This is a genomic window from Pontibacter sp. 13R65 (genome assembly GCF_047525655.1).
GTDB lineage: Bacteria > Bacteroidota > Bacteroidia > Cytophagales > Hymenobacteraceae > Pontibacter.
Genome location: NZ_JBLIQL010000011.1, coordinates 111,206 through 136,001 on the forward strand (window position 1 = coordinate 111,206; position 24,796 = coordinate 136,001).

Annotated in this window: 21 protein-coding genes; 11 read left to right on the forward strand and 10 right to left on the reverse strand. The window is 45.4% G+C overall.

Features of this window, described 5'->3' with window-relative positions; translation table 11 throughout:
- The first annotated feature begins 489 nt into the window (after positions 1 to 489).
- A complete protein-coding gene (locus ACMA1I_RS14335) occupies positions 490 to 1,041 on the forward strand; it encodes a DUF7010 family protein (protein WP_337069070.1) in 552 nt (183 codons plus the stop codon).
- A 435-nt stretch (positions 1,042 to 1,476) separates the two neighbouring features.
- Here the strand turns inward: ACMA1I_RS14335 and thrA are convergent, their stop codons facing one another.
- Both thrA and ACMA1I_RS14345 read right to left on the reverse strand, forming a co-directional pair.
- Complete coding sequence (thrA, locus tag ACMA1I_RS14340; RefSeq protein WP_337069071.1) at positions 1,477 to 3,927, reverse strand: bifunctional aspartate kinase/homoserine dehydrogenase I; 2,451 nt, start codon at positions 3,925 to 3,927, stop codon at positions 1,477 to 1,479.
- Positions 3,928 to 4,412: 485 nt separating this feature from the next.
- On the reverse strand, positions 4,413 to 5,663 hold the full coding sequence (locus ACMA1I_RS14345; RefSeq protein ID WP_337069072.1) for a serpin family protein: 1,251 nt from the start codon (positions 5,661 to 5,663) through the stop codon (positions 4,413 to 4,415).
- A gap of 359 nt (positions 5,664 to 6,022) precedes the next feature.
- Here ACMA1I_RS14345 and purU point away from each other — a divergent pair, with 359 nt between their 5' ends.
- Positions 6,023 to 6,859: a formyltetrahydrofolate deformylase gene (gene purU / locus ACMA1I_RS14350; protein WP_337069073.1), complete on the forward strand. Its 837-nt coding sequence runs from the start codon at positions 6,023 to 6,025 to the stop codon at positions 6,857 to 6,859.
- A gap of 321 nt (positions 6,860 to 7,180) precedes the next feature.
- Here purU and ACMA1I_RS14355 read toward each other — a convergent pair whose 3' ends face one another.
- Entirely contained in the window at positions 7,181 to 8,830 is a 1,650-nt protein-coding gene (locus ACMA1I_RS14355) for an ABC transporter substrate-binding protein (protein WP_337069074.1), read from the reverse strand.
- An 88-nt stretch (positions 8,831 to 8,918) separates the two neighbouring features.
- On the opposite strand from ACMA1I_RS14355, the gene ACMA1I_RS14360 reads away from it, so the two are divergent.
- Genes ACMA1I_RS14360 through lepB form a run of 6 tightly spaced genes read left to right on the forward strand, consistent with a single transcriptional unit; the run spans position 8,919 to position 13,800 of the window.
- Positions 8,919 to 9,599, forward strand: a complete 681-nt coding sequence (locus ACMA1I_RS14360) for a metal-dependent hydrolase (RefSeq protein ID WP_337069105.1) — start codon at positions 8,919 to 8,921, stop codon at positions 9,597 to 9,599.
- Positions 9,600 to 9,606: 7 nt separating this feature from the next.
- Positions 9,607 to 10,389: an AAA family ATPase gene (locus ACMA1I_RS14365; protein ID WP_337069075.1), complete on the forward strand. Its 783-nt coding sequence runs from the start codon at positions 9,607 to 9,609 to the stop codon at positions 10,387 to 10,389.
- Positions 10,390 to 10,401: 12 nt separating this feature from the next.
- Positions 10,402 to 11,316, forward strand: coding sequence for a ParB/RepB/Spo0J family partition protein (locus ACMA1I_RS14370; protein ID WP_337069076.1), 915 nt, complete (start codon positions 10,402 to 10,404; stop codon positions 11,314 to 11,316).
- 6 nt (positions 11,317 to 11,322) lie between these two features.
- Positions 11,323 to 11,964, forward strand: coding sequence for a DUF5683 domain-containing protein (locus tag ACMA1I_RS14375; RefSeq protein WP_337069077.1), 642 nt, complete (start codon positions 11,323 to 11,325; stop codon positions 11,962 to 11,964).
- 1 nt (position 11,965) lies between these two features.
- Complete coding sequence (dapB, locus tag ACMA1I_RS14380; protein ID WP_337069078.1) at positions 11,966 to 12,679, forward strand: 4-hydroxy-tetrahydrodipicolinate reductase; 714 nt, start codon at positions 11,966 to 11,968, stop codon at positions 12,677 to 12,679.
- Positions 12,680 to 12,693: 14 nt separating this feature from the next.
- Positions 12,694 to 13,800 (forward strand): signal peptidase I, encoded by a 1,107-nt coding sequence (gene lepB / locus ACMA1I_RS14385; protein ID WP_337069079.1) that lies wholly within the window; start codon positions 12,694 to 12,696, stop codon positions 13,798 to 13,800.
- 257 nt (positions 13,801 to 14,057) lie between these two features.
- On the opposite strand, the gene ACMA1I_RS14390 is transcribed toward lepB, so the two are convergent.
- From ACMA1I_RS14390 to ACMA1I_RS14410, 5 genes are all read right to left on the reverse strand, one after another.
- On the reverse strand, positions 14,058 to 14,948 hold the full coding sequence (locus ACMA1I_RS14390) for an ATP-grasp fold amidoligase family protein (protein WP_337069080.1): 891 nt from the start codon (positions 14,946 to 14,948) through the stop codon (positions 14,058 to 14,060).
- 512 nt (positions 14,949 to 15,460) lie between these two features.
- Complete coding sequence (leuB, locus tag ACMA1I_RS14395; RefSeq protein WP_337069081.1) at positions 15,461 to 16,585, reverse strand: 3-isopropylmalate dehydrogenase; 1,125 nt, start codon at positions 16,583 to 16,585, stop codon at positions 15,461 to 15,463.
- Complete coding sequence (gene leuD / locus ACMA1I_RS14400; RefSeq protein WP_337069082.1) at positions 16,573 to 17,169, reverse strand: 3-isopropylmalate dehydratase small subunit; 597 nt, start codon at positions 17,167 to 17,169, stop codon at positions 16,573 to 16,575. The genes leuB and leuD overlap by 13 nt, the downstream gene beginning before the upstream one ends.
- Positions 17,169 to 18,566, reverse strand: a complete 1,398-nt coding sequence (leuC, locus tag ACMA1I_RS14405; protein WP_337069083.1) for a 3-isopropylmalate dehydratase large subunit — start codon at positions 18,564 to 18,566, stop codon at positions 17,169 to 17,171. The genes leuD and leuC overlap by 1 nt, the downstream gene beginning before the upstream one ends.
- 3 nt (positions 18,567 to 18,569) lie before the next feature.
- Positions 18,570 to 19,736, reverse strand: a complete 1,167-nt coding sequence (locus ACMA1I_RS14410; RefSeq protein ID WP_337069106.1) for a 2-isopropylmalate synthase — start codon at positions 19,734 to 19,736, stop codon at positions 18,570 to 18,572.
- A 165-nt stretch (positions 19,737 to 19,901) separates the two neighbouring features.
- Between ACMA1I_RS14410 and ACMA1I_RS14415 the strand changes: the two genes are divergently transcribed.
- The gene (locus ACMA1I_RS14415) at positions 19,902 to 21,446 is read left to right on the forward strand and encodes a hypothetical protein (RefSeq protein ID WP_337069084.1); all 1,545 of its coding nucleotides are present in this window, start codon (positions 19,902 to 19,904) and stop codon (positions 21,444 to 21,446) included.
- 302 nt (positions 21,447 to 21,748) lie between these two features.
- Here the strand turns inward: ACMA1I_RS14415 and ung are convergent, their stop codons facing one another.
- Complete coding sequence (gene ung / locus ACMA1I_RS14420; RefSeq protein WP_337069085.1) at positions 21,749 to 22,411, reverse strand: uracil-DNA glycosylase; 663 nt, start codon at positions 22,409 to 22,411, stop codon at positions 21,749 to 21,751.
- Positions 22,412 to 22,509: 98 nt separating this feature from the next.
- Between ung and apaG the strand changes: the two genes are divergently transcribed.
- Positions 22,510 to 22,896: a Co2+/Mg2+ efflux protein ApaG gene (gene apaG, locus ACMA1I_RS14425; RefSeq protein ID WP_147923393.1), complete on the forward strand. Its 387-nt coding sequence runs from the start codon at positions 22,510 to 22,512 to the stop codon at positions 22,894 to 22,896.
- Positions 22,897 to 23,017: 121 nt separating this feature from the next.
- Positions 23,018 to 23,803 (forward strand): O-methyltransferase, encoded by a 786-nt coding sequence (locus tag ACMA1I_RS14430; RefSeq protein WP_337069086.1) that lies wholly within the window; start codon positions 23,018 to 23,020, stop codon positions 23,801 to 23,803.
- Positions 23,804 to 23,956: 153 nt separating this feature from the next.
- Here the strand turns inward: ACMA1I_RS14430 and kdsA are convergent, their stop codons facing one another.
- The gene (gene kdsA, locus ACMA1I_RS14435) at positions 23,957 to 24,766 is read right to left on the reverse strand and encodes a 3-deoxy-8-phosphooctulonate synthase (RefSeq protein WP_337069107.1); all 810 of its coding nucleotides are present in this window, start codon (positions 24,764 to 24,766) and stop codon (positions 23,957 to 23,959) included.
- Positions 24,767 to 24,796: the final 30 nt, after the last annotated feature.

Here is a 24,796-nt window from a genome sequence, read left to right on the forward strand (position 1 = left end):
TGTTTGCCGCTTTCGTTATTTCAGTATTTGTCTTTATGACGGTGAACAAAATACATTTTTAAAAACAGAGAAGTTCTAATGAAAAATTAAAAGCCGAAGTAGTGGAATATCGAAGAGAAAGAGGGTCGATGAGAAATGATTATACTAAGCTTGATTATCCATATGTAAGGATATTAAATGATAAAGATTCAAAATTAATAAAGCTTAAATATGCCTCCAGTAGTAAAAGGCCATTTAAAGTAGGAGAAATAGTAGAGGTATTCTATAACGGAGAGACTTTAATGTACTAGAATTCTTTTGATACTGGTTTAAGTAAATTTCTGCCAGTACAATGGAATATTTTCAGCAAAACAAAAGCATAACTCTTGCCAACCAAATACAGCCTTAACCCTCGCTACGGACTTCGGCTGCACGAACAACGTTAACTTAAATTGTAATCATAGTTAACAACAAAATCAAAGCTATAATACTTAAAATCCATTATAGAAAATGATAGAAACCAAAAGAACTCTCGAAGAACAAAGAATGGAGTTTGAAAGTAGAGAATTCCTTGCTACACCTTTAGCTGGGTTAATTATTTGGACTATAATTGGTTTTGTCGGACTTCTTTTCTCTGATTTTATAGCGGTTTGGGCTATTTTTATTGGTACTGGAAGCATCGTATATTTAGGATTCTTTCTCTCAAAATTCACGGGTGAAAATTTCCTTGATAAAAGTAAACCCAAAAATGAATTCGATACACTTTTTCTTTTCACTGCTGGACAAGCCATACTTGTCTACTCCATAGCAATACCATTTTTCCTTGTTGATTACACTTCTCTTCCAATGACTGTCGGAATTCTGACTGGATTGATGTGGTTACCATTTTCTTGGCTTATAAAACATTGGGTTGGAATTTTTCACTCATTAACCAGAACTACTTTAGTGCTGACCCTTTGGTATCTTTTGCCTGAACACAGGTTTATAGCTATTCCCTTTGTTATCGTTTTAATTTATATAATCACAATCTTAATCTTAAAAAGCAGAAAGGAAACTGAATAAGACGACACCACAACTTCGGGTATAAGAAAGTGGGGTTTAGGTGATTAAAACAAAGGGCGGTGCTAAGTTAAAGCGTTTGAGTATAAAATCTTTAACTACTCATAGTTGAGAACCGTTACCCTTGCATAACAAAAAGAACTTATCGGCTTTCTTATAAGCTCTATTCAGTTAACCTCACCTATTTCTGTGTAAATTCTTTTTACCTCTTCAAAAACAAACTGCCCCGGCACCTTCATCAGATGCCGGGGCAGTTTGTTTTGTCACTTCTGACATTCGGTTTCAACTGCTAAGAATCAAGGCATTTTAGCCAACTTTAGTGCATTCAAGTAAGTTGTGCCTAAAGGAAAAGCAATTATTCAAATGAAAATGGCCTTCAGAAGAAATATTGCTGGAAAAGCTCCGAGGGTATACACTACCTTTTTTACTTGTATGCACTTAATGTGTACCCACATTCACAATATCGGCGAACACACCGGCTGCTGTTACTTCTGCTCCAGCGCCTGGGCCTTTTACCACCAGTGGTCTGTCTTTATACCGTTCCGTCGTGAAAGATATAATGTTGTCGCTGCCGGAAAGCACGAAGAACGGATGGCTCTCGTCTACCATCTGCAGCGTAATTTCTACTTTACCATCTTCTAACTTCCCGATAAAACGAAGAGCGCGGCCACTTTCTTCTGCCTCTCTTTTCAGCTTGTTAAAGTAATCGTCAGCTTTCTGCAGTTCCTCGTAAAACTCCGGCACCGACTGCGCATGCATGCACGATTCTGGCAAGATATTCTCGATCTGCACATCGCCTGCTTCTAATGGATAGCCTGCATCACGGGCCAGTATGAGCATTTTACGCATAAAGTCGGTACCGTTCAGGTCATCGCGCGGGTCTGGTTCTGTATAGCCTTTCTCCTGCGCCATCTTCACCACATCGTGGAACGTAACGTCGCCTTTAAAGTGGTTGAAGATAAAGGAGATCGTACCCGACAGCACCGCCTCGATCTTCAGCACCCGGTCGCCGCTCATCATGAGGTCCTGGAGCGTGCGCACAATTGGCAATCCGGCTCCCACGTTGGTTTCGTAGAAAAAGTCAACGCCGTGCGTGTGGGCAGTATCTTTAAACAGACGGTACTGGCTGTACGACGATGAGTTACCAATTTTGTTAGAAGTTACCACCGACACATTGGAGCTGAAAATTTCTTCGTAATAAGTAATTGGTTTCGGGCTGGCCGTATTGTCTACAAACACGCAGTTCGGCAGGTTCAGCGACTTCATTTCGGAAATAAACAAGCCGAGGTCGGCCGGTTTGCCCTGCTCATCGAGCTCCTGCTGCCAGTTTTCCAAAGAGATGCCATCGAGGTCGAAAAGCATTTTGCGGCTGTTCGACACACCAATTACCTTTACCTGTATGCCGTTGTGCTTCTGTAAAAACTCCCGGTGGTCGAGCAGTTGGCGGAACAGCGTTTTGCCAATGTTGCCCGTGCCCAAACAAAACACATTCAGTGTTTTTTTCAGGTCAGTAAAGAAGGCATCGTGCACGGCATTGAGTGCCTTCGCCAGGTCCTGCTGCGATATAATAACGGAAATGTTGTGCTCAGAAGAACCCTGCGCAATAGCTCGCACGTTTACACCATTTCTGCCCAAGGCCGAGAAAAGCTTGCCTGATATACCCGGCGTTTGCTTCATGTTCTCCCCTACAATCGCCAGCACCGACAAGCCTTCTTCTATTACAGGTTGCTCCAGCTTTTCGGCCTTCAGCTCCAGCTCAAATTCACGCTCTATCAGCTTTTTGGCTCTTTCGGCATCTTCTGGTTTAATGGCAAAAGTAATGCTGTGCTCCGATGAACTTTGCGTAATCATAATTACGCTGATTTGCTCGTGAGCCAGCAGCGAGAACAGTTTACCGCTAAATCCGGCTCTGCCAACCATGCCGCTTCCCTGCAGGTTAATTACGCTAATCTTGTTTATAGACGAAATGCCTTTTATCGGGAGGTTAGAAGTGCCGCCGCTGTGGCTGATCACCGTGCCAGCCAGATCCGGCTTCAGGGTATTTTTAATGATGATCGGAATCTTCTTCAGAAAGGCCGGGATCATGGTAGGCGGATAAATTACCTTTGCCCCGAAAAACGACATTTCCATGGCCTCGTTGTAAGAGAGGTCGCTTAAAGTAAAGGCTTTTTTCACCCACTTCGGATCTGCCGTCATCATGCCGTTTACGCCTGTCCATATCTGTATTTCCTGGCAATTGAGCGCGGCACCTACAAGGGCTGCTGTATAATCGCTGCCACCACGGCCCAGGGTCGTGATCTGGCGCTGCATGTCGCTGGCTACAAAGCCGGTTATAAACAGCAGCTTGTCTTTATGGCTATGGTAAAAAGTGCTTACCAGTCGGTCTGTGAGTTCAGTGTCTACGCGGGCATTGCCAAAATTGCTGTCGGTTTTAATCAGCTCCGAGGATTCCACAAACAGCGCCTCCGGGAAAAATTGGGCTGCAATTTTGCTGATCAGTAACGTAGAGCACTTTTCACCGTAGCTGATCACCAGGTCGTGTGCTCTTGGGGTGCACTCTTTCAGGCTCCGGATGGCGCTGAGCAGCTGGCTTACCTCGTTAAAGTACTCCTGCAGCTGGGCCTGCACCGGCTCCTGCAATTGGGTGGGCAGCATTTCTGTTACAATGGCGCTGTGCCGCTCCTTAAGCTTTGCAATAGAGGTTTCGAACTCCGCTCCTGCCGCTGCATCCTGGGTCATTTTCAGGAGTAAATTCGTGATCCCGCTCATGGCCGAGAGTACCACCACAGGCTTTTCTCCCGACTGAACCTCTTTTCTGATGATGCTGAGTAAGTTTAAGATACCTTCAGATGATCCTACTGAAGTGCCTCCGAATTTTAATACCTTCATATAGTTTATGATAAAAAAAAGCGCCTTCCTGTTCAGGGAAGGCGCTTACCGGTTATTTTTCTAGATTTAAACCAAATAATCTCCTTCCCCATGCATTGTGCCAATGATGGTGCTAATAATAGAGATTATGATAGTTGTACCTGTTGCTTTCATGTATTGATGACCAAGTTATATATTAAATTCTTTATTCTAGCAAAAAATCTATCATTTTTTAAAAATTGGCTCAAAAACTTAGGAAATCGGAATAAGAAGCCGGGGTTTCGCTAGAGGAATGGAAAATAAACTGCCTATGCAGAATCGAGTCTGCCCATCTGCAAAGTAAGCAACTGGTACTGTAGACTGGCTGCTGTATAATGGTAAAAGGAACTCTTGGTCCACGCTCCTCTGACAATACATCCAAAACGCAGCTCTGCCAATTCTTCTAATGGAAATACCCTTCCGGAGGTGATTCTTGCCTTAGAGAGCCTAGGTCTCAACCGTAAAATTTACTCCGGTTGCATGAGTTTGCCGATAAACAAAATGGCATTAGAAGACTTTTCGCGGATCAGGAAAATAAAAGGCCTGTCTACACGAACAGAAGGCGGTAAAGAAGTGAGTTCTATGCCTACAGAAGTTGCAGCGGCAGCCTCCGTTCCTTCTTCATTTACTTCCACAAAGGTTTTGTGCTTCACTTCAGAAATGGCCAGATTAGAATGCCCCTCCAACATACGGCTAAAGTCTGCCTGGTTTGTAAAGGCAATGCCCATTCCTAACTGACTTAGCGTCTCCTTCAGTTCTTTTTCGTATTCCAGCTTAAACTTAGGCAGGTACAAGTCCAGACTAGCTGTATCTGCTCCGTTCAGCCAGTTATCTAAGTTTGCTCCATTCAGTTCCTGCACCAGGTTGTCAACGGTTTGTTGCCCCTTCGGCACCAGAAGCGTCATGCTGAACTGCTTGTTCCCGTATGGCAGGTCGATCAGTTGTTTCTGGCTGTCCTGATATAAAAGGTACTTTCCTTTTTTCAGGTGCATAAAGTCGTGGTTCCTGGTGCCGCCGCTTGCCAAATGAAAAGGTGCGGGTTGCGTCAGCTTTTTGTCGAATTGGTAGGTCCAGGTGCCTTTAAAATAAATGGCATTGATCAGAAACAAGACATGCTCCGGACGGATCTCTTCTACGATGTCTTCGATCTTACCATTTGTTTTTTCTTTCACCCAGTTGTTTATCTGGGTTTTGGCAGCAGGAGAGCTAAAATCCAGGCCCTGCACAGTGGCATCGAAATAAGTGCGATTTGTTTCCACAAAGGGCGCCTGCAGCTTTACCTGTTGTTTATGCCATAGAGAATTGGCAGCAGTAAACTGCACTTTTTTATCGATATTTCCCAAAAGCTCCGAAACACTTTTAAACGATTGGTTAATTTCCTCGTCAGTAGGTAGTTCAAAGCCTAAGGTCTGCCGCATGGCTTCTTTTGTAGAGGCTCCTGCACCGTTGTACGCCATAGTCAGGGCCATGCTGATGCTTAAGGGCGAAATAAACATATTTTTGTTGCCTTCTTCCTTGCTTAGCTGTGCAAATGAGGTAAAGGCAAATTTGTTGGAGCTTTCTACAGTTTTAGCTTCCTGCACCGTTAGCGGACGCATAGTTACTGAAGTATCAGTTTCGGCATCAACAGGAATAGTATCTTCCTGGCATCCGGAGCATAGCAAAAACGCGGCGCTGGCTACACTCAGTAAGGCAGTTGTAAGTTTCTTCTTTTTCATCTGCTACAGATTTTAGAGTCAAAGTACCAAACCCAATGTTTAGTACTTATCTATAGGACCCTTACAAGCCCGTAAGCGTTGCATGGAGCAGCAGGTCGGTTGTAACTTCTTTGTTCTAAAATTGTCTAACAGCTTGCCGAAGCTAATTATTCTAATGAAAATGGCCTTCCTGAGCATTTTAGCGCATATACAGACATAGGGTTAGGGGTAGCTGGTTATCGGAGTGTGCTACAAATTATGTACATCCTTTCATGCAATTATCTCTGCGGCTCGTATCTGTTACATTTTTTGCAACAAAGACAGCAGTTATTCAGCAGTATTATTTAATTTAACGGCCATATTTAACAGAAAAGCAACCAATGGTGTCGCATGTACTTTTAATTAATTGTCCTGACCAGCCTGGTTTGGTATTCAAAATCACAGGAATTCTGTATCACTACAACCTCAACATTATCAGTAATGGCGAGTTTGTTGAGAGAGGGTTTAATTACTTTTTTATGCGAACCGAGTTCTCGGGCCAGTTCGACCGGGAAACCCTGCTGCAGGACCTGACCAAGGTGTTACCAGAAGGTGTGGAGATTAAGTTAACGGACAAGAGAAAGAAAAACATTGTGCTGCTTGCGACCAAAGAGCATCATTGCCTGAGCGACCTGCTCATCCGGCATGCGTTTAATGAACTGAATGCACATATACTGGCAGTAATAAGCAATTACGATGTGCTGGAGGACCTGACCCGCAAGTTTGATATTCCGTTTCATTTCATCAGCCATGAGGGCAAGAGCCGGGAAATGCATGAGCAGGAAATACTAGAGGCCGTGCAGCACTACGATCCAGAGTTTGTGGTTCTGGCCAAGTACATGCGTATTCTCTCAGCTGATTTTGTAGCCCATTTCTCTAACCGAATTATCAATATTCACCACTCCTTCTTACCTGCTTTTGTAGGGGCAAGTCCGTATGCGCAGGCCTATGAGCGTGGTGTAAAAATTATTGGCGCCACAGCCCACTTTGTAAACGACCAACTGGACCAGGGCCCCATTATAGCCCAAAGCGTGATACCGGTAGACCACACACAAAGCGCCAAAGAAATGGCCCAGGCCGGCAGAGATGTGGAGAAAATTGTGCTGGCAAAGTCGCTGCGGCTGGTGTTCAACGAGCAGGTGTTCGTGTACCGCAATAAGACGATTATATTTGAATAGCTGCTTTTCTGTCTGAATTAACGATCCAGGAAAATACGCTGATTACTCAGGTTTTCAGGAGATGTACTTTCTACTAGTAATGAGTTTAATCTACGGTCAAGCCAGATTATTCTAATGAATTTGCCCTTCAGATGGTTTTTTCTATGTTGGACCACAAGGGTAGATGCGGGACTATTCCTCTAGAAATGTTTTTGGACTGTTATTCTGCTTTGCCCACAAGACACTCGCAGGAGCTGCGAGGTCTTACCGGCTCTTCTCCAAATTAACCCTATAACAACATAGCCATTCACCAATTAACAACAAACAATCAACAACCAGCCACTACTCCTTCCGCACTCGCTCCAGGTTCAGGGTGTTCATAGGGTTAGGCACCAGCCCCTGCACATTGTTTTGCGTCAGGCGCACCACCTCATCATAGTAAAGCACAATCACCGGCGCTTCCTCTACCACAATCTGGTCCATCTGCTGGTACAGCACCCACCGTTTTTTGGCATCGCGCTCCAGTTTAGCCTGCTCATAAAGCCGGTCGAATTCGGCATTTTTAAAGTGTGTTTTGTTCGGACCGGCTGGCGAAAAGTTCTTGCTGTAGAATAGCGCCAGGTAATTCTCAGCATCGGGATAATCTCCGAGCCAGGACTTCATAAAGAAAGGAGCCCGCCCGTTGTCTACCGTCTCCTGGTGAGCCGGTGCCTGATTAATGTCTATCTGCACCCGCACTCCTACCTCTGCCCACTTCTTTTGCATGTACTCTGCCAGCTCTTTGTGCTCCGACACCGTGCTAAGGCGCAGTTGCAAGGGGTTTTGGCCTGAGTAACCCGCTGCCTGCAGCAATTCCAGCGCTTTTTTCGGTTCGTATTGGTAACCGCGCACCAGGCTATCGTTGTAACTTGGCAAAGAAGGCGGCACAATGCCCGAGTGGCCCGGTATACCAATATTGTTCCGAAAATAGGCCAGCATTTCCTGCTTGTTGATGGCATAACTCAGCGCCTGCCGAACCCGCTTGTCCTGCAGGGCCGGGTTTGGGTCCTTCAGATTAGCCGGATCTAATTGAAAGCCTATGTACTCGGTATTTAAATATGGCACCTTCTGCACTCTGAACTTTCCAGCAAAATCTTCCTGCACGCTGCCATCGTTGTTTAGGATCATATCGCGGGAGCCTTCTGTTATACTTGATAGGAAGTCGAGCTTGCCCTGCACAAAAGTGAGGAATTCCGATTTGCGGTCGGTAATAAAGGAAATCTGCACGGCATCGAGGTAAGGCAGCTGCTGCCCCTGCTCGTCGCGCCGCCAGTAGTTTAGGTTTTTATGCAGCACAATAGCGTTTCCTTCGTCCCAGAGCTTAAAAACAAAAGGCCCTGTACCCACGGGGTGTGCCCTGAAATCTTTGCCATACCGCGCAACAGCCTCCTGCGGCACCACATAGGCATAGGGCATAGTCAGAATTTCCAGGAAGGCAATAAAAGGCTCGTTTAGGTATACTTTAAAGGTGCTGTCGTTCACAGCCAGAAAGGCTGTGTCTGCAATAGCTCCGGTGGCATCAGTAAGCACCTTGTCGTTAAAAATCCAGGCTCCGGTGCTGGCGGTGGCAGGGTCAACTATGCGTTTAAAACTATATTCAAAGTCTTTGGCAGTCACGCCTCGTCCTTTGCCTTCCGGAAATACCTCATGATCGTGAAAAAATACGCTGTCGCGGAGGAAGAAGGTATAGGTGCGGCCGTCTTCCGACACCTCCCAGGAGTGAGCGATGGCCGGACCGATTTTCAGCTCCCCATCCAGCTCCACCAGTCCATTGTACAGCTGCGTAGTTGCCCAGATGTTGGCCTGGTTCCGGGCAAAAGCAGGATCGAGCGAGGAGAGCGCTCCGGGCTGGTTATACTTAAAAACTTTTTTGTCCGTTCCGTCATTAGTGCCATCGCTACACGACAAAAGCACCAGTAGAAACAGGATCAAAAATATAAAGGGTCTTTGCATTGCGAACATCTTAGTTGGCTAAAATAATGTATCTTTGTGGAAGTTTAAGGTATGTTGTGTAGATATTAAAGCATTTTTCAGTCTTATGATAGAGATCACGTATTACGGCCAGTCTTGCTTTTTATTTAAACTAGGCGAACATAATGTATTGTTCGACCCTTTTATTTCGCCAAATGAATTAGCCAAAGGCATTGATGTTGACAGTATTAAGGCTGATTATATTCTGCTTTCGCACGGACACCAGGACCATGCGCACGATGCCGAACAGATTGCTAAAAATAACAACGCCACACTGATTGCCACCTTTGAAATTGTGAACTGGTTCAGTGCCAAAGGTGTTGAAAAAACGCACCCCATGAACACCGGCGGGAAAGTAACTTTGCCTTTTGGCACTGTAAAAATGGTCAATGCCATCCACTCCAGCTCCCTGCCAGACGGTTCGTATGCTGGAAGTGCAGCAGGCTTTGTAATAGAAACCGAAAACCAGGCATTTTATTTTGCCGGCGACACAGCCTTAACCTACGATATGAAGCTAATTCCGGAACAATTTGATCTGGACTTTGCTCTGCTCCCGATCGGAGACAACTTTACCATGGACATACATGATGCTTTGGTAGCAGCCGATTTTGTGCAGGTAGATAAATTTATTGGCATGCACTACGATACATTCCCTTATATCAAAATAGATGAGGATGAAGTGAAAGAAGTAGCGCAAATGGCGGGCAAGGAAGTAATTTTGATGGAGATAGGCCAAACAATAAACCTATAATTTTAGAATGGGAAAAATAATTGCGGTTGCTAACCAAAAAGGTGGTGTAGGCAAAACCACCACTGCCATTAACCTGGCAGCAAGCCTGGCAGCCTTAGAATATAAAACATTATTGGTAGATGCAGACCCGCAGGCCAACGCCACCTCTGGCCTTGGATTTGACCCGGCCAGCATTACGGCCAGCATCTACGAGTGCATGGTAGAAGAAGCAAAAGTAGAAGACATCATTCTGGTGTCGCCTAACCTGGAGTTTCTGCACCTGATCCCTTCCCACATAGATTTGGTAGGGGCCGAAGTAGAAATGATTAACCTGCCAGATCGGGAGGAAAAAATGCGTGAGGTGCTTGCTCCACTACGCAATAGCTACGATTTTATTATCATAGACTGTTCTCCATCGCTTGGTCTGATTACAGTTAACTCGCTAACGGCTGCCGACTCCGTCGCTATACCGGTGCAGTGCGAATATTTTGCCTTGGAGGGCTTAGGCAAGCTCCTGAATACGATTAAAATTATACAGTCGCGCCTGAACACAGATTTGGCCATTGAAGGCATTTTACTTACAATGTACGATGTGCGCCTGCGCCTTTCGAACCAGGTGGTGGAAGAAGTAAAAACGCACTTCCAACAGATGGTATTTGAAACTATCATTCCAAGAAACGTGAAGTTGAGCGAGTCGCCAAGCTTTGGCATTCCGGCTATTCTGCATGATGCAGAAAGCAAAGGAGCCCTGAGTTACCTGAACCTGGCCCGCGAGATTGCAGAGAAGAACAGCGTAGCGCTGGCGAAATAACATATTGCTTACATGTCTGATAACAAAAATTCAACAGCAAAACGTAAAGGAGGCCTTGGCCGGGGCCTTAACTCTCTTCTGGAGGGAAACAAGTACACCGGCAAAATTGATTCTACCACTTTAAACTCTGTCAACACCATCGCAGACATATCCATTGATCAGATCCAGACAAACCCATTTCAGCCCCGCACGCATTTTGATCAGGCGGCGCTGGAAGAACTGGCTGAATCTATTAAAATACAAGGCATTATACAGCCAATTACGGTGCGCCAGCTCGACCAGAACAGCTACCAGCTGATTTCGGGTGAGAGACGTTATCAGGCTGCCAAAATTGCCGGGCTGACGACTATTCCAGCCTATATCCGCAAGGCCGACGACCAGCAGATGCTGGAGATGGCCCTGATCGAAAACATTCAGCGCGAAAGCCTGAATGCCATAGAAATTGCCCTCTCCTATCAGCGTCTGCTCACGGAGTGTAGCCTGAAACAGGAAGAGCTGGGTGACCGTGTTGGCAAGAAACGGACAACCGTTACCAATTACCTGCGCCTGCTCAAGCTTCCGCCAGATATACAGATCGCGTTGCGCGACAATGTAATCACCATGGGCCATGCCCGTGCTCTCATCAACATAGACACCATTGAAAAACAGCTCGATGTGTTTAAAAAGGTGGTAGCCGATGAGCTTTCGGTACGAAAGGTGGAGGAACTGGTACGAAACCTGCAGAATGCGAACAAAAAGCCTGATCCGCAGCAAAAGCTCCAGTTCAACAAGTATGAGGAGGAAGTAAAGCAGGTAGAATCTCGCTTGTCAACTCAGTTCGGAACTAAAATCATGGTAAAAGCTAACAACGAAGGAAAAGGAGAGATTAAAATCCCGTTTGTATCGGTTGAGGAACTGAACCGTATCCTGGAAATTCTAAACTACTAATACAGTATGAGGCTTATCTGCTGCTTTGCTGCGCTATTATGTTGCCTCCTGGTGTGCAGTTCTTCTGCTCGGGCTCAAGTTATTACACAAGGTCCCGATTCAGTATTGGTTAATGTTCCGGATGCCGTTGCAGCCGCAGATACATCTAAAGAGAAAGGCTTCTTCCTCGACCGTTGGGACCGGCCAGCCAAGGCTGCCTTCTACTCAGCCATTCTTCCGGGCTTAGGCCAGGCTTACAACAAAAGCTATTGGAAAATTCCGATCCTGTACGCAGGCTTGGGTACTATCGGCTATTTTCTCATAGATCATAATAATAACTATCAAGAATTCAGAACTGCCCTTATAGAGCGATCAAATGAGGATCGTACAGATAAGTACATTAATCATCAGATTTTTGGCACAAATAACCCAAATGGCAGAGCAAATCTGAAACGTGCTCGCGACCAGTACCGCAGGTGGCGCGATTTGAATGTGCTGCTAGCTATTGGAGTTTGGGGCTTGAACATTGCAGAAGCACATGTACATGCCCACCTTAAAGATTTCGACATAAGTGATGACTTATCGCTACGAGTTCAACCTGGTCTCTTAAACACACCTATACAACACGGCCTTACCCCAGGCCTCACCTTAACATTATACTCAAGATAAGATGAAGATTCTATTGATTGGCTATGGTAAGATGGGTAAAACCATTGAGCAAATGGCACTCGACAAAGGGCACGAAATAGCTGGTATTATTGACCAACACAACACCCATGAGCTGGCGAATTTTACTGGCGCCAACACCGATGTTGCCATAGAGTTTACCCACCCTGAATCAGCATTCAATAATATATCCTACTGCCTGCAGCACAACATTCCCATTGTTTCAGGCTCTACTGGCTGGCTCTCCAGATTTGAGGAAGCTTCTGCGCTATGTAAGCAAAGCAATGGCGCCTTTTTCTATGCCTCCAACTACAGCGTTGGGGTCAACCTGTTTTTTCATTTTAATGAGTATATTGCCAGTAAGATGAAAGATTATCCTGAATACCAGGTAGCTATAAGGGAAGTACATCACCTACAGAAAGTAGACAAACCAAGTGGCACCGGTATTACAACAGCCGAAGGTATTCTTGCAAATTATCCGAATCTGCAAGGCTGGTCGAGCGATGAGGAGATTGACAACAAAGTAAACATTATTTCGGAGCGTGAACCGGATGTAGTAGGCACACACATTGTTGAATACAGCTCCTCTATCGATAAGATAGAACTGGGCCATATTGCTCATAGCCGCACCGGCTTTGCCGGTGGAGCGCTTATGGCTGCAGAATGGCTTAAAGACCGCAAAGGCATCTATGGCATGAAAGACATGCTGAACCTGTAACATTAGTGCAAAGCATGAAAGTTAAATTCTGGGAGACAAAACCAACTAAAAAAGAGCCCAAAAAGAAAAAAAGTGTTGCCCGCGAATGGGGTGATGCCATTCTGTTTGCAGTGGTGGCCGCCAGCTTAATACGCTGGGCTACCTTCGAAGCCTATACCATACCGACTCCTTCTATGGAAAAATCGCTGCTGGTAGGAGATTTTCTTTTTGTAAGCAAGCTGCACTATGGCCCCCGCACGCCAAAAACACCGTTGCAGGTACCACTTACACACCAAACTATCTGGGGCACCACTATCCCCTCCTACTCTGAACTGATTCAGCTAAAATCATATAGGCTGCCAGGCTTTTCAGAAGTAAAACGAAACGATGTGGTGGTATTTAATTACCCGCCGGAGGAGGAACATCCTGCCGACCTGCGCACTAATTACATTAAGCGTTGCATTGCCGTTGCCGGCGACTCCATAGAAGTTCGCAACATGCAGGTGTATGTAAACGGCCAGGCGGTGGAGAATCCTGCGCAGATGCAGTACAAATACCTGATTATGGCTAAAAACCACCTGTCGCAAAAGTTCTTCCAGGACCGCAACATAAACCTCAACGATGTACAGATGGCGCAGGGTGGTTATTTAGTAGATGCGACACCAGAACTTGCTAAGGAAATAGAATCTCTGGACTTTGTTAATAAGGTGATTCTGATGAGTGCAGAGCCTGGTGATGCTGAGCCACAAGTTTTTCCTCATGTGCCTAGCAAATACAAGTGGAACCACGATAACTTTGGCCCTGTGTATGTTCCAAAAGAAGGCGTAACGGTAGCCATTACGCCGGAGTCTTTACCCTTTTATGAGAAAGTGATCCTATCTTATGAGGATAACCAAAATGCGGAGATACGCGATGGAAAGCTCTTTATAGATGGGCAGGAGAAGACAGAATACACGTTTAAGCAGAACTATTATTTTATGATGGGCGATAACCGCCACAACTCACTTGACTCCCGCTTTTGGGGATATGTACCGGCTGACCATATTGTAGGCAAGGCAGTACTTATCTGGATGTCTACAAACGTAGAAGGAAGCTTCTTCAGCAAGATTCGGTGGAACAGGTTGTTCAACACCATAGAATAGAACAATCATGATTACTGTTTAAAATAAGGGGGCCAGCTACTTAATTGTAGCTGGCCCCCTTATTTTTCTTTGCTATCAAACCAACATTGTATAGAGTCAGTTTTATTAGGCTTATGGATATTTTGCACATGGTAATTGACAAGCTGTTTTTCAGCTTGTCATAAGACAGAATGTTATATTCTATTTGTTCGAGCCTAATAGCATCTAAAGCCTCACACTTACCACTGCTAAACGCTTAAATATTGTATAGTCTGAGATCATATAGAACCATTGCAATATTTGTCCCAATAACCTGCGAGTACTTGTTCTGCTTTGGGAGTAAAACCAGCTCCAGCAGCGGGTGTCGGGGTAAACTCCCCAAAAACAGCACCCTTATCTGTAGCATAGAAATCAATTCTTACATATATTTCATAAGACTTACTTAATGTTTTAGCAAATGTTATCATCTCTTCCAGACAGGCAGGAGGCTTTTGGTAAGGTGCCTGTTTATAGAATTGACTTATGTTCTCGATCATGTTCCAATTCTCGTCATAGCAGCTAGATAAGCCTTCTTTAGGGCTTACACGGTTAATAACATCTATCAGGGCTACTTCTCCGTTGAACATAGAAATCTTGTAATCGTCCGGAATTTTGTACTCGCCACTTTCGCTTCTCACAAACTCTTCAATTAAGAATTCCATATAAGGATTTTTTCGCAAAGCTTTATCTAATTCAGCTCTGAGCTGCGTTTCTGAGTAGTAGGTTTTATCCATTAAATTAAAACCTTTATTCATCAAGAAGACCAAATTACAGGAGTGGCCAATTGTAGGTCTGATTACATACTGCTCTGGCATTATTTTAAAGTCGAGTTGTTCCAGATCGCGACCTTTCCAATAAAGTTCCGGCACAAGACAACCATGCATCTTAGCAAATTCCCGTGAGTTATTTTTATTGCTGAGTGTACGCTGCCAATGCGGTTCAGCTTTCCATTGCGCCAACGGCATATTGGCATCCATAGGTAAATTTCGGACATATTCAGCATCAGCAGATTTCCAAAAAGTACGGTGCCTGTGAATTATTCGAGCTGAAAACTCACCCTGCGGCTGAGGTGGTTTGTATTTATTACTACTAAGAGAAGTTCTTAATTTGTTCTTTAAATACTGAAGCATAGCTTGTCCTTATTTTAGTTAATATTATAATAATAATTAAGCTAAATATATTACAATACTAATTTTAATTATTGAATATAAAAAACTTTTTATTATAATTTATAAATAATTAACAATTTAAATGATTGATGTTACCTAGGACATTAGGGAAGATTAATTTGTATGTAGAAGCATACTAAAAAAGAAAGCTATACACTGCTTGAAAGGGTGAATGCACTTATCGAGACTATATTGATTAGCCTGGCAGAGCTTGCGGATTAATGGGAGGGCTGTTGACCTATAGAATGCTCCTAAGAAGAAACTATTGCTTTTAAATATACTTATTGAAAATCCTTACAAAGCTTTAAGTATGCGTTTTCGATGGGAGAGGATCAGAAAATATTTACTTATAGGTACAAAAAAAGGACGCGCTCATAAGAACGCGTCTTTTTTGGTTTGGAAAAAACTACATCTACAATCGTACTCAAACTAAATTAACTTACTTGTAAAAAGTAAATCACAAAATCTTGACTCTATATTATAGTGCTTAAGCCTACTTCTATATTGTTTTTATCTGGCATAACTTCTATACCATGCATCACAAAGTAGGCTATGAAGTTACCTACCTGTTCTGTGGTGTAAGGCGATGCGGCATTTAGCTCCGGTGTCAGTACCTTTTTGTCGAGAGCGTTATGCACTGCTTTCTTTACCAGATCAGCTTCTTCTTGCAGGCCAAAGTGCTCAAGCATCATGGCAGCCGACAGAATGGTTGCAATCGGGTTAGCAATCTTCTTGCCTGCTCCTTGTGGGAAAGACCCGTGAATAGGCTCAAAAAGGGCTACAGTATTACCTACAGAGGCAGAAGGCAGCAAACCAAGAGAGCCTGCTATTACTGAAGCCTCATCAGATAATATATCACCAAACATGTTCTCCGTCAGGATAACATCGAACTGCTTCGGATTCAGGATAATCTGCATAGCAGCATTGTCCACGAACAGAAAATCGAGTTCTACACTTGGGTACTCAGGAGCAATTTCTTTTACCACTTCACGCCACAGCCTAGATGTTTCCAGTACATTAGCTTTATCTACAAGGGTAAGCTTGTTACGGCGAGTGGTTGCTGCCTGAAACGCCAGATGCGTAATGCGAACAATCTCGCTGCGGTCGTAGGTGCAATGATCAAAAGCGCCTTCACCATCTTCTGTCCGGCCTTTGTCGCCAAAATAGATACCACCAGTCAGTTCACGGTAGATCAGCATATCGGCTCCGGCAACACGCTCGTTTTTAAGCGGAGAGTGCTCCAACAATACATCGTATGCGGTAACCGGTCGAATATTAGCGAACAGCCCCAGCGACTTACGCAATTTTAGCAGCCCCTGCTCCGGACGCACTTTGGCAGCCGGGTTATTATCATACTTAGGGTCACCGATTGCACCAAGTAAAATAGCGTCTGCCTCAAAACAACCTTGCAGTGTTTTTTCTGGCAAGGGCTCGCCTGTAGCATCTATGGCGCAGGCTCCCATCAAATGTGTTTCAAATTCAAACTGGTGACCAAATCTGTCGGCAACTGCTTCCAGCACCTTAATAGCCTCGTCACACACTTCCGGTCCGATTCCATCGCCAGGAAGTACCGCAATCTTTTTTCTTAATATGCCCATGGCCTGTTATTCTCGTAAGCTTCTATAGCCTCTTTCTGATTCACTAAAAAGTCAATATCGTCGTAGCCATTAATCAGGCATTCTTTCTTGTAAGGGTCTATCTCAAAAGAGACACGCTCTTCCCAGAGCGGCACGTAAAACTCCTGCGCCGGCAGGTCTACGATCAGCTCGGTTTTCGGGTCTTTCTCTATCTGCACGAACAGGCGCTGCAGCATTTCGTCAGACACCTGTAAGGGTAACAAGCCATTGTTAAGGGCATTACCACGGAAAATATCAGCAAAGTAGCTCGATATAACCACTTTAAAACCGGCATCATAAATGGCCCAGGCAGCATGCTCGCGGCTAGATCCGCAACCGAAGTTTTTACCAGCCACTAATATTTTACCAGAATAGCGCTTGTCGTTTAGTACAAAGCTCTCAATCGGATTGCCTTCACTGTCGTAGCGCCAGTCGCGGAACAGGTTTTCACCAAAGCCCTCGCGTGAGGTAGCTTTCAGGAAACGCGCCGGAATGATCTGATCTGTATCTATATTTTCGATCGGCAGAGGAACAGCTGCCGAGCGTAACACTTCAAACTTATCCATTAATTCAGATATTGGGTTATATCCACAATTTTACCTTCTACAGCCGTAATAGCTGCCACCAGAGGACTTGCCAGCAAGGTGCGGGCACCAGGCCCCTGCCGACCTTCAAAATTACGGTTAGAAGTCGAAACACAATAAGCACCGGCCGGAATTTTATCTTCGTTCATGGCCAGGCAGGCACTGCAGCCAGGCTCACGTAGTTCAAATCCGGCTTCGGCCAGTATTTGGTCCAGCCCTTCTTCTTTAGCCTGCTTCTCTACCAATTTAGAGCCCGGCACAATAATGGCTTCTACGTTCAAGGCTTTGTGTTTGCCTTTTACATAAGCTGCTACTGTACGCAGATCTTCAATGCGGGAGTTCGTGCAGCTGCCAATAAACACATAGTTAATTTCTTTTCCAAGCAAAGACTCGCCTGGCTGAAAGCCCATGTATTTAAGTGACTTATCAAAGCTAACCTTTTCACTTACAGGTACATTATCTGGAATAGATGCATTTAAGGCAATTCCCATACCAGGGTTTGTACCGTAGGTGATCATGGGGGCTATATCTTCTGCAAAGTAAGTGAGATCAGCTTCAAAGGTGGCACCTTCTTCTGAGTACAGCGTTTTCCAGTAAGCCAGTGCTTTGTCCCAATCTTCGCCTTTCGGTGCAAATTTACGACCTTTAACATATTCAAAAGTGGTTTCGTCGGGGGCGATCATACCGCCACGGGCACCCATTTCAATACTCATGTTGCAAACCGTCATACGGCCTTCCATGCTCAACGAGCGGATGGCGCTGCCGGCATACTCTACAAAATAGCCTGTGGCACCACCGGTTCCTAACTGCGCAATAATGTACAGGATAACGTCTTTCGCTGTTACACCTTTTCTTAGTTCACCATCTACCGTAATACGCATGCGCTTGGGGCGGCTCAGCAGCAGACACTGGGAGGCCATAACCTGCGTTACCTGGCTGGTTCCGATACCAAAAGCGATAGCTCCAAATGCACCGTGTGTAGATGTGTGGCTGTCGCCGCAAACCATGGTCATGCCTGGCTGCGTGATGCCCAACTCCGGACCAATTACGTGCACAATGCCCTGGTTCTGGTGACCAAGACCGAAAAGCTCAACGCCAAATTTCCGGCAGTTTTCGGTAAGTTTATCTACCTGCATTCTGCTAAGAGGTTCCTCTATTGGCAGATGCTGATTTTTTGTTGGTACGTTATGATCAGCGGTAGCCACAATCTGCTCTTTGCGGTAGAGCGGCAGGTTACGCGCTTCGAGTTCATCAAAAGCCTGTGGACTCGTTACTTCGTGAATTAAATGCTTGTCGATGTAAAACACATCCAAGCCACCACCCGGGATCGACTTCACGACGTGCGCATCCCAAATTTTATCAAATAATGATTTTGCCATAAATTAATTAGCAGCTACCAAATTCTCCTGTTCAACAATCTCGTGCAGGTCTGCGTCTACAACTTCTTTTTTCTGGTCAGCCATCTGCAGGAACGAGGCATAGGCCTTATCCAGTGTTGGCTTATCAAAAGCGTAACCTAATTTCTGCAAACGATATGCCAGCGCAGCCCGTCCTGACCTTGCCGTCAGCACAATAGAAGAGTCGCTTACACCTACCTCTTTCGGATCAATGATTTCATAAGTCTCGCGGTGCTTGATTACACCATCCTGATGAATTCCGCTGGAGTGTGAGAAAGCATTTGATCCGACAATGGCCTTGTTCGCCTGCACCGGCATCCGCATCATATCAGATACCATGGCCGAAGTCAGGGTAAGTAACTTGGTATTAACATTAGTATCGAGGTTAAGGTACGGGTGCTGACGCAGGATCATAACAACTTCTTCCAGCGCTGTGTTCCCGGCTCTCTCCCCTACTCCGTTTATTGTACACTCTATTTGGCGAGCACCGTTTATTACGCCGGCAATAGAATTTGCAGTGGCCAGGCCAAGGTCGTTGTGGCAGTGGGTAGAAAGAGTTACCTTGTCTACACCTCTCACGTTCTCAACCAAATATTTAATTTTAGCGCCGTATTCTTCCGGCAGGCAATAACCTGTTGTATCCGGAATGTTGAGGACGGTAGCACCTGCTTTTATGGCTTCTTCGCAAACCCTTGCCAGAAATACATTATCGGTACGGCCTGCATCTTCCGCATAAAACTCAACGTCTTCCACAAAAGATTTAGCCAGTTTAACGGCTGCTACGGCACGTTCTATTACATTTTCCTGCGAGGTGCGCAGCTTATACTTAACATGGAGTTCAGAAGTGCCTATGCCTGTATGTATTCTTGGTCTCGCGGCACCCTTCAGCGCATCCGCGGCAACTCTTATGTCGTTTTCCACGGCACGAGTCAGTCCGCAGACCGTAGCGTTTTTGGTTTGCCTCGCAATTGCTCTGACGGCTTCAAAATCGCCGGGGCTCGAAACAGGGAAGCCTGCTTCTATCACATCTACACCTAGCAATTCCAGCTGACTTGCAATAACCAACTTCTCTTCCATATTCAGCTTGCAGCCAGGCACTTGTTCCCCGTCGCGCAGCGTAGTATCAAATATTTGTATTTTTTGAACCGACATTGTTACTTTGGTCATTAAAGCAGAAATAGTCTATTTTTCTTCTCACAAGAACAGAGTTTATCTGTTGCTCTAAAAACAATTATTAAGTTTATCTACTATTTCTAATCAGAATTTTATTTATTACATATTATTGATAATAAATAAGTTAACTTACCAAAATATACAATGCCTAACGCCAATACCGATCCGGTTTTTCAATTAGTTAAATCTTTAACCCGATCTGAGAAGCGGCACTTTCGCCTGTTTACCAATAGGCAAGGCTCCAGCGATGGACTAAAATTTCTTCAACTTTTTGATGCCATTGAGAGTCAGGATAAATTTGATGAAGAAAAGATTCTGAAGCAGGTACCTGCCATTAAAAAGGTGCAGCTCGCAAACCTCAAAGCCAACCTGTACAAGCAGTTACTTTCCAGCCTCCGCGTTTACCAGGCCAACCAAAACCAGGACATTCAGCTGCATGAGCAGCTCGATTATGCGCGGGTGCTATATAACAAAGGCTTTTACCAACAGAGCCTGAAAATGCTGGAGAAGGTAAAAACAGCTGCCCGCCAGGCCGAGATGCTGCACATTGCACTTCGGGCGCTTGACTTTGAGAAGCTCATAGAGTCGCAGTACATTACCCGTAGTCTTAAGGGCCGTGCAGAGGCGCTTTCCGACGAGGCCATGGATACGGCACGCCACGTATCGCAGATGCACGCGCTGTCGAATGCCTCGCTGCGGCTTTACGGGCTGTACATTAAAGTAGGTCATGCCCGTAACAAGGAGGAACACGACCAGATCACGGCTTTCTTTCATGCCACCCTCCCCGACACCGACATGCGTGGTGCAGGTTTTTTTGAAAAGCTCTATTACTATCAGTCGCATGTGTGGTATTACTACATCATTCAGGACTTTAGGGCTTGTTATCGGTATGCACAGAAGTGGGTAGATCTCTTCGAAGCTAACCCCGGCATGCAAGACAGGCAGAGTACGCAGTATATAAAAGGGCTGCACAACCTCCTGGCCGCGCTTTATAATATGTTGTATTACAGCAAATTTACAGAGGTACTGAAGAAGCTGGAAGCCTTTGCTGCCGATGAGAACCGGCGCCGCAGTTCCAATACAGAATTACTGCTGTTCCAGTACATTTACGCCGACCGAATCAATACCCACTTTATGCGGGGCACTTTTTCTGAAGGTGTGAAGTTGGTGCCGGAGATACTCGAAAACCTCAAGCACTTCCAGTCGCAGCTCGACCCTTACCGGCGGCTTATCTTTTACTATAAAATTGCCAGCCTTTACTTTGGCAGTGGCGACAACAGCACCTGTATTCAGTACCTGAACAAAATCATTAACTTCAGGGATGTTGGCCTTCGCGAAGATTTGCAGTGCTTTGCCCGCATTCTAAACCTGATAGCCCACTACGAAGCGGGCGAAGATGAGGTGCTGGAGTACCAGATTCGGTCTGTGTATCGATTTTTAGGCAAAATGAACGACCAGCAGCAAATGCAGATCGAGATTTTCCGGTTCCTGCGCAACCTGGGCAACATTGCGCCGCATGAGCTCAAAGATGCTTTCATTAATTTGCGGGAGAAGTTACTCATTATAGCGGCCGACCCATACGAACGCCGGCCTTTTCTCTACCTCGACATTATATCCTGGCTCGATAGTAAAATAGAAGGCATACCTGTGCAGGAGATCATGAAGCGGAAACACAGAGAAATGAAATAATAAACCCCAAGCCCTTCCAAAGGCATTTTACCTCTGGAAGGGCTTTTTCATTAGCATAATCTGAGATGGCTGCGGTTAATTGTGAAATGTCAGAATTGTTGTGTGAAGAGTATACATTCACTTTCAACTCTCAGCTACATAAAGGTCTGGCATCTAATATCTGATAAAAGCCTCTGGAAGGCCGGTTTTATTAGAATAATTGCTGCTTGCTGAAGGGGCGATTAAAAAGTAAGCCAGGCTCTGCGGCATAAAAATTCACTCTGCATCTTCTGATTCAGACATTCTTCCATCTCTACAAAAACTTACCACTCTATTGGCTCCTTGCCTTTAGACTGCAGGTAAGCATTGGCTTTGCTAAAGTGGCGGTTACCAAAAAAGCCCCTGTCGGCGGCAAATGGCGAGGGGTGTGCCGACTGCAGTACCAGGTGCTTGGCTGTATTGATGAATGCACCTTTCTTCTGGGCATAGGCGCCCCACAGCATAAACACCACGTGCTCTTTCTGCTCGTTGACCTGCTGTACCACGGCATCGGTAAACTGCTCCCAGCCTTTTTTCTGATGTGAACCTGCCTGGCTGGCTCGCACAGTGAGCGTGGCGTTCAGGAGCAGTACCCCTTGCTTAGCCCAGCGCTCCAGGTTTCCGGTGGCTGGCAGGTCTTTGCCAAGATCGCTTTTAATTTCTTTAAAGATATTAATTAGCGAAGGAGGCATGCGCACTTCGTCTTTCACAGAAAAAGCAAGTCCGTTTGCCTGGTTAGGGCCGTGGTAAGGGTCCTGGCCCAGAATAACTACTTTTACCTGGTCGAAGGGACACATCTCAAACGCATTGAAAATCTGATTACCAGGAGGATAAACTTTTTGGGAAGTGTACTCGTCTTTAACAAAAGCGACAAGATTCTTGAAATATGGCTTTTCAAATTCATCATGTAGCACTTTTTGCCAGCTTTCTTCTATCTTTACGGTCATGAGTTGGTTCGAATTGTGGGTTGCGATTTCGGAATCTTTAGCTGGTATTAGCTAATACCAATCAGAAACGGTTCCAAGTATACAAAAAACTCTGAAACATGGATGCAAAAACAACAGAAGGCGTAAAAGTTACGGTCACTACCAATTACCTTCCAGATTATTCCAGTCCGGTTCAGCAGCACTATGTATTTGCCTATAAGATCAGTATAGAAAATAACAGCGAATTCACGGTAAAGCTGCTTCGGCGGCACTGGTTTATCCACGACTCTGCAGGTGTTGTACGAGAAGTGGAAGGAGAAGGTGTAGTTGGTCAGCAGCCTACCCTAGAGCCGGGCGAGTCGCACGAGTACGTGTCGGGCTGCAACCTAAAGACCGGAATGGGCAAGATGCGTGGCACTTACCTGATGGAGCGCATGGTGGACGGCAAGCAGTTCCATGTTACCATACCCGATTTTGTGCTGATTGTGCCTTACAAGTTGAATTAGAAATTAGATTATAAATACTAGACTTTCTGTAAAGTATGGTAAAGTAACTAACGAAACATTATTTCCATCAGGGCACCATCCTGTGTCTTGTATCCTATGTCTTAAGTCCTAAAAATAAAAAGTGCTCCCTTTCCGTTTTGCTGCTGAGTACCTGCTCTACAGGCTTCGGGCCTTTAAATTGCACGGTGTTCATTCGCCCTTTGTTTTTGATCTCTACCACAATGTTATTTGCCACGACGGGCATTTTACCGCCTACGACCACGTAGAGACACTGCGACAGCTGCTCCTCGACAGCGATCAGAAGTTATTGGTGACAGACTTTGGAGCCGGCTCCAGAACAGGTTTAAAAAATGAACGCAGAGTAAAAGACATTGCCCGAACCTCCGCCAAACCTGCTAAATATGGGCAGCTGCTTTACCGGCTGGTCAATCATTTTCAGCCGAAAACCATTTTCGACCTAGGAACCTCCCTAGGTATTACCACTGCTTATCTGGCTGAGGCCCGTAGAAGGGCCAGTTTGTTCACTTTTGAAGGATGTCCTGCCATTGCCCAGGCTGCTGGCAATAACTTTAAAGAACTAGGCCTGACACATGTACAGCAGGTAATTGGTAACCTTGACGAAACCCTAGAGAAGCAGCTTCAACAAATCGAGCAGCTGGACTTTGCTTTTTTTGATGGAAATCATCGCTATGAGCCCACGATGCGGTATTTTGAAGCCTGTCTGCAGAAACACCACGAGCTAAGCGTGTTTGTGATTGATGACTTATACTGGTCTAAAGAAATGAAGCGGGCCTGGCAGGCTATCAAAAATCACCCACAGGTGCTCCAGACAGTAGACTTGTTTTACATTGGCCTCGTTTTTTTTCGTACCACGCAACCTAAAGAGCATTTTACGCTTAGCTTTTAACTTGCTACCGTCATTCAAATTACGCTAATAAAAATGGCCTCCAGGAGCTTTAAAGCATTATTTTGGTTAAGGGCTCACCTCGCAGGCCAAACCAGACACTGCGAGGTGAGCTTCTGCTAAAGGTGCCTTACTTCCCTTTCCTGCCCTTCTGTTCTACATAATTGCCTGCCGTATACGAATCAGTTTCTGCATAAGCCCTTCCAGCTGATCGAGGGGCAGCATGTTGGCACCGTCTGATTTGGCGATGCCCGGCTGTGGGTGCGTTTCTATAAAAAGACCATCTGCGCCTACAGCAATGGCCGCTTTGGCAATTGTTTCTATGAGGGCTGGTTTGCCGCCGGTTACACCTGAGCTTTGGTTAGGCTGCTGCAGCGAGTGCGTTACGTCCATTACTACAGGTACCTGGTTGGCCTGCATTTCGGGCAGGTTCCGGAAATCAACTACCAGGTCGGAGTAACCAAAGCTGTTACCACGGTCGGTCAGAATAATTTTTTCGTTGCCGGACTCTCTTACCTTATCTACTGCAAAGCGCATGGCGGCACCAGAAAGAAACTGGCCTTTCTTGATGTTCACCACCTTGCCTGTTTCAGCGGCTGCTACCAGCAAATCGGTCTGGCGGCATAGGAATGCAGGAATCTGAAGCACATCTACATATGCTGCTGCCATAGCTGCTTCGTGGGTTTCGTGAATGTCGGTAACAGTCGGAACTTCGAAGGTCTCACCTACTTTTTGTAAAATGCGAAGCGCCTTTTCGTCGCCGATGCCCTGAAAGGAGTCGAGGCGAGATCGGTTGGCCTTGCGGTAAGACCCTTTGAATACAAGCGGAATCCGGAGTTTGTCGGTAATCTCTTTTAGCCGTTCGGCAATCTGTAGGGCCATGTCTTCACCTTCTATGGCACATGGACCAGCCAGCAGGAAAAAGTTACCTGAAGCAGTATGTTGTAATTTAGGAATTTCGAACATCATAAAATAGTTTGTGTTGTGGAGCTAGTA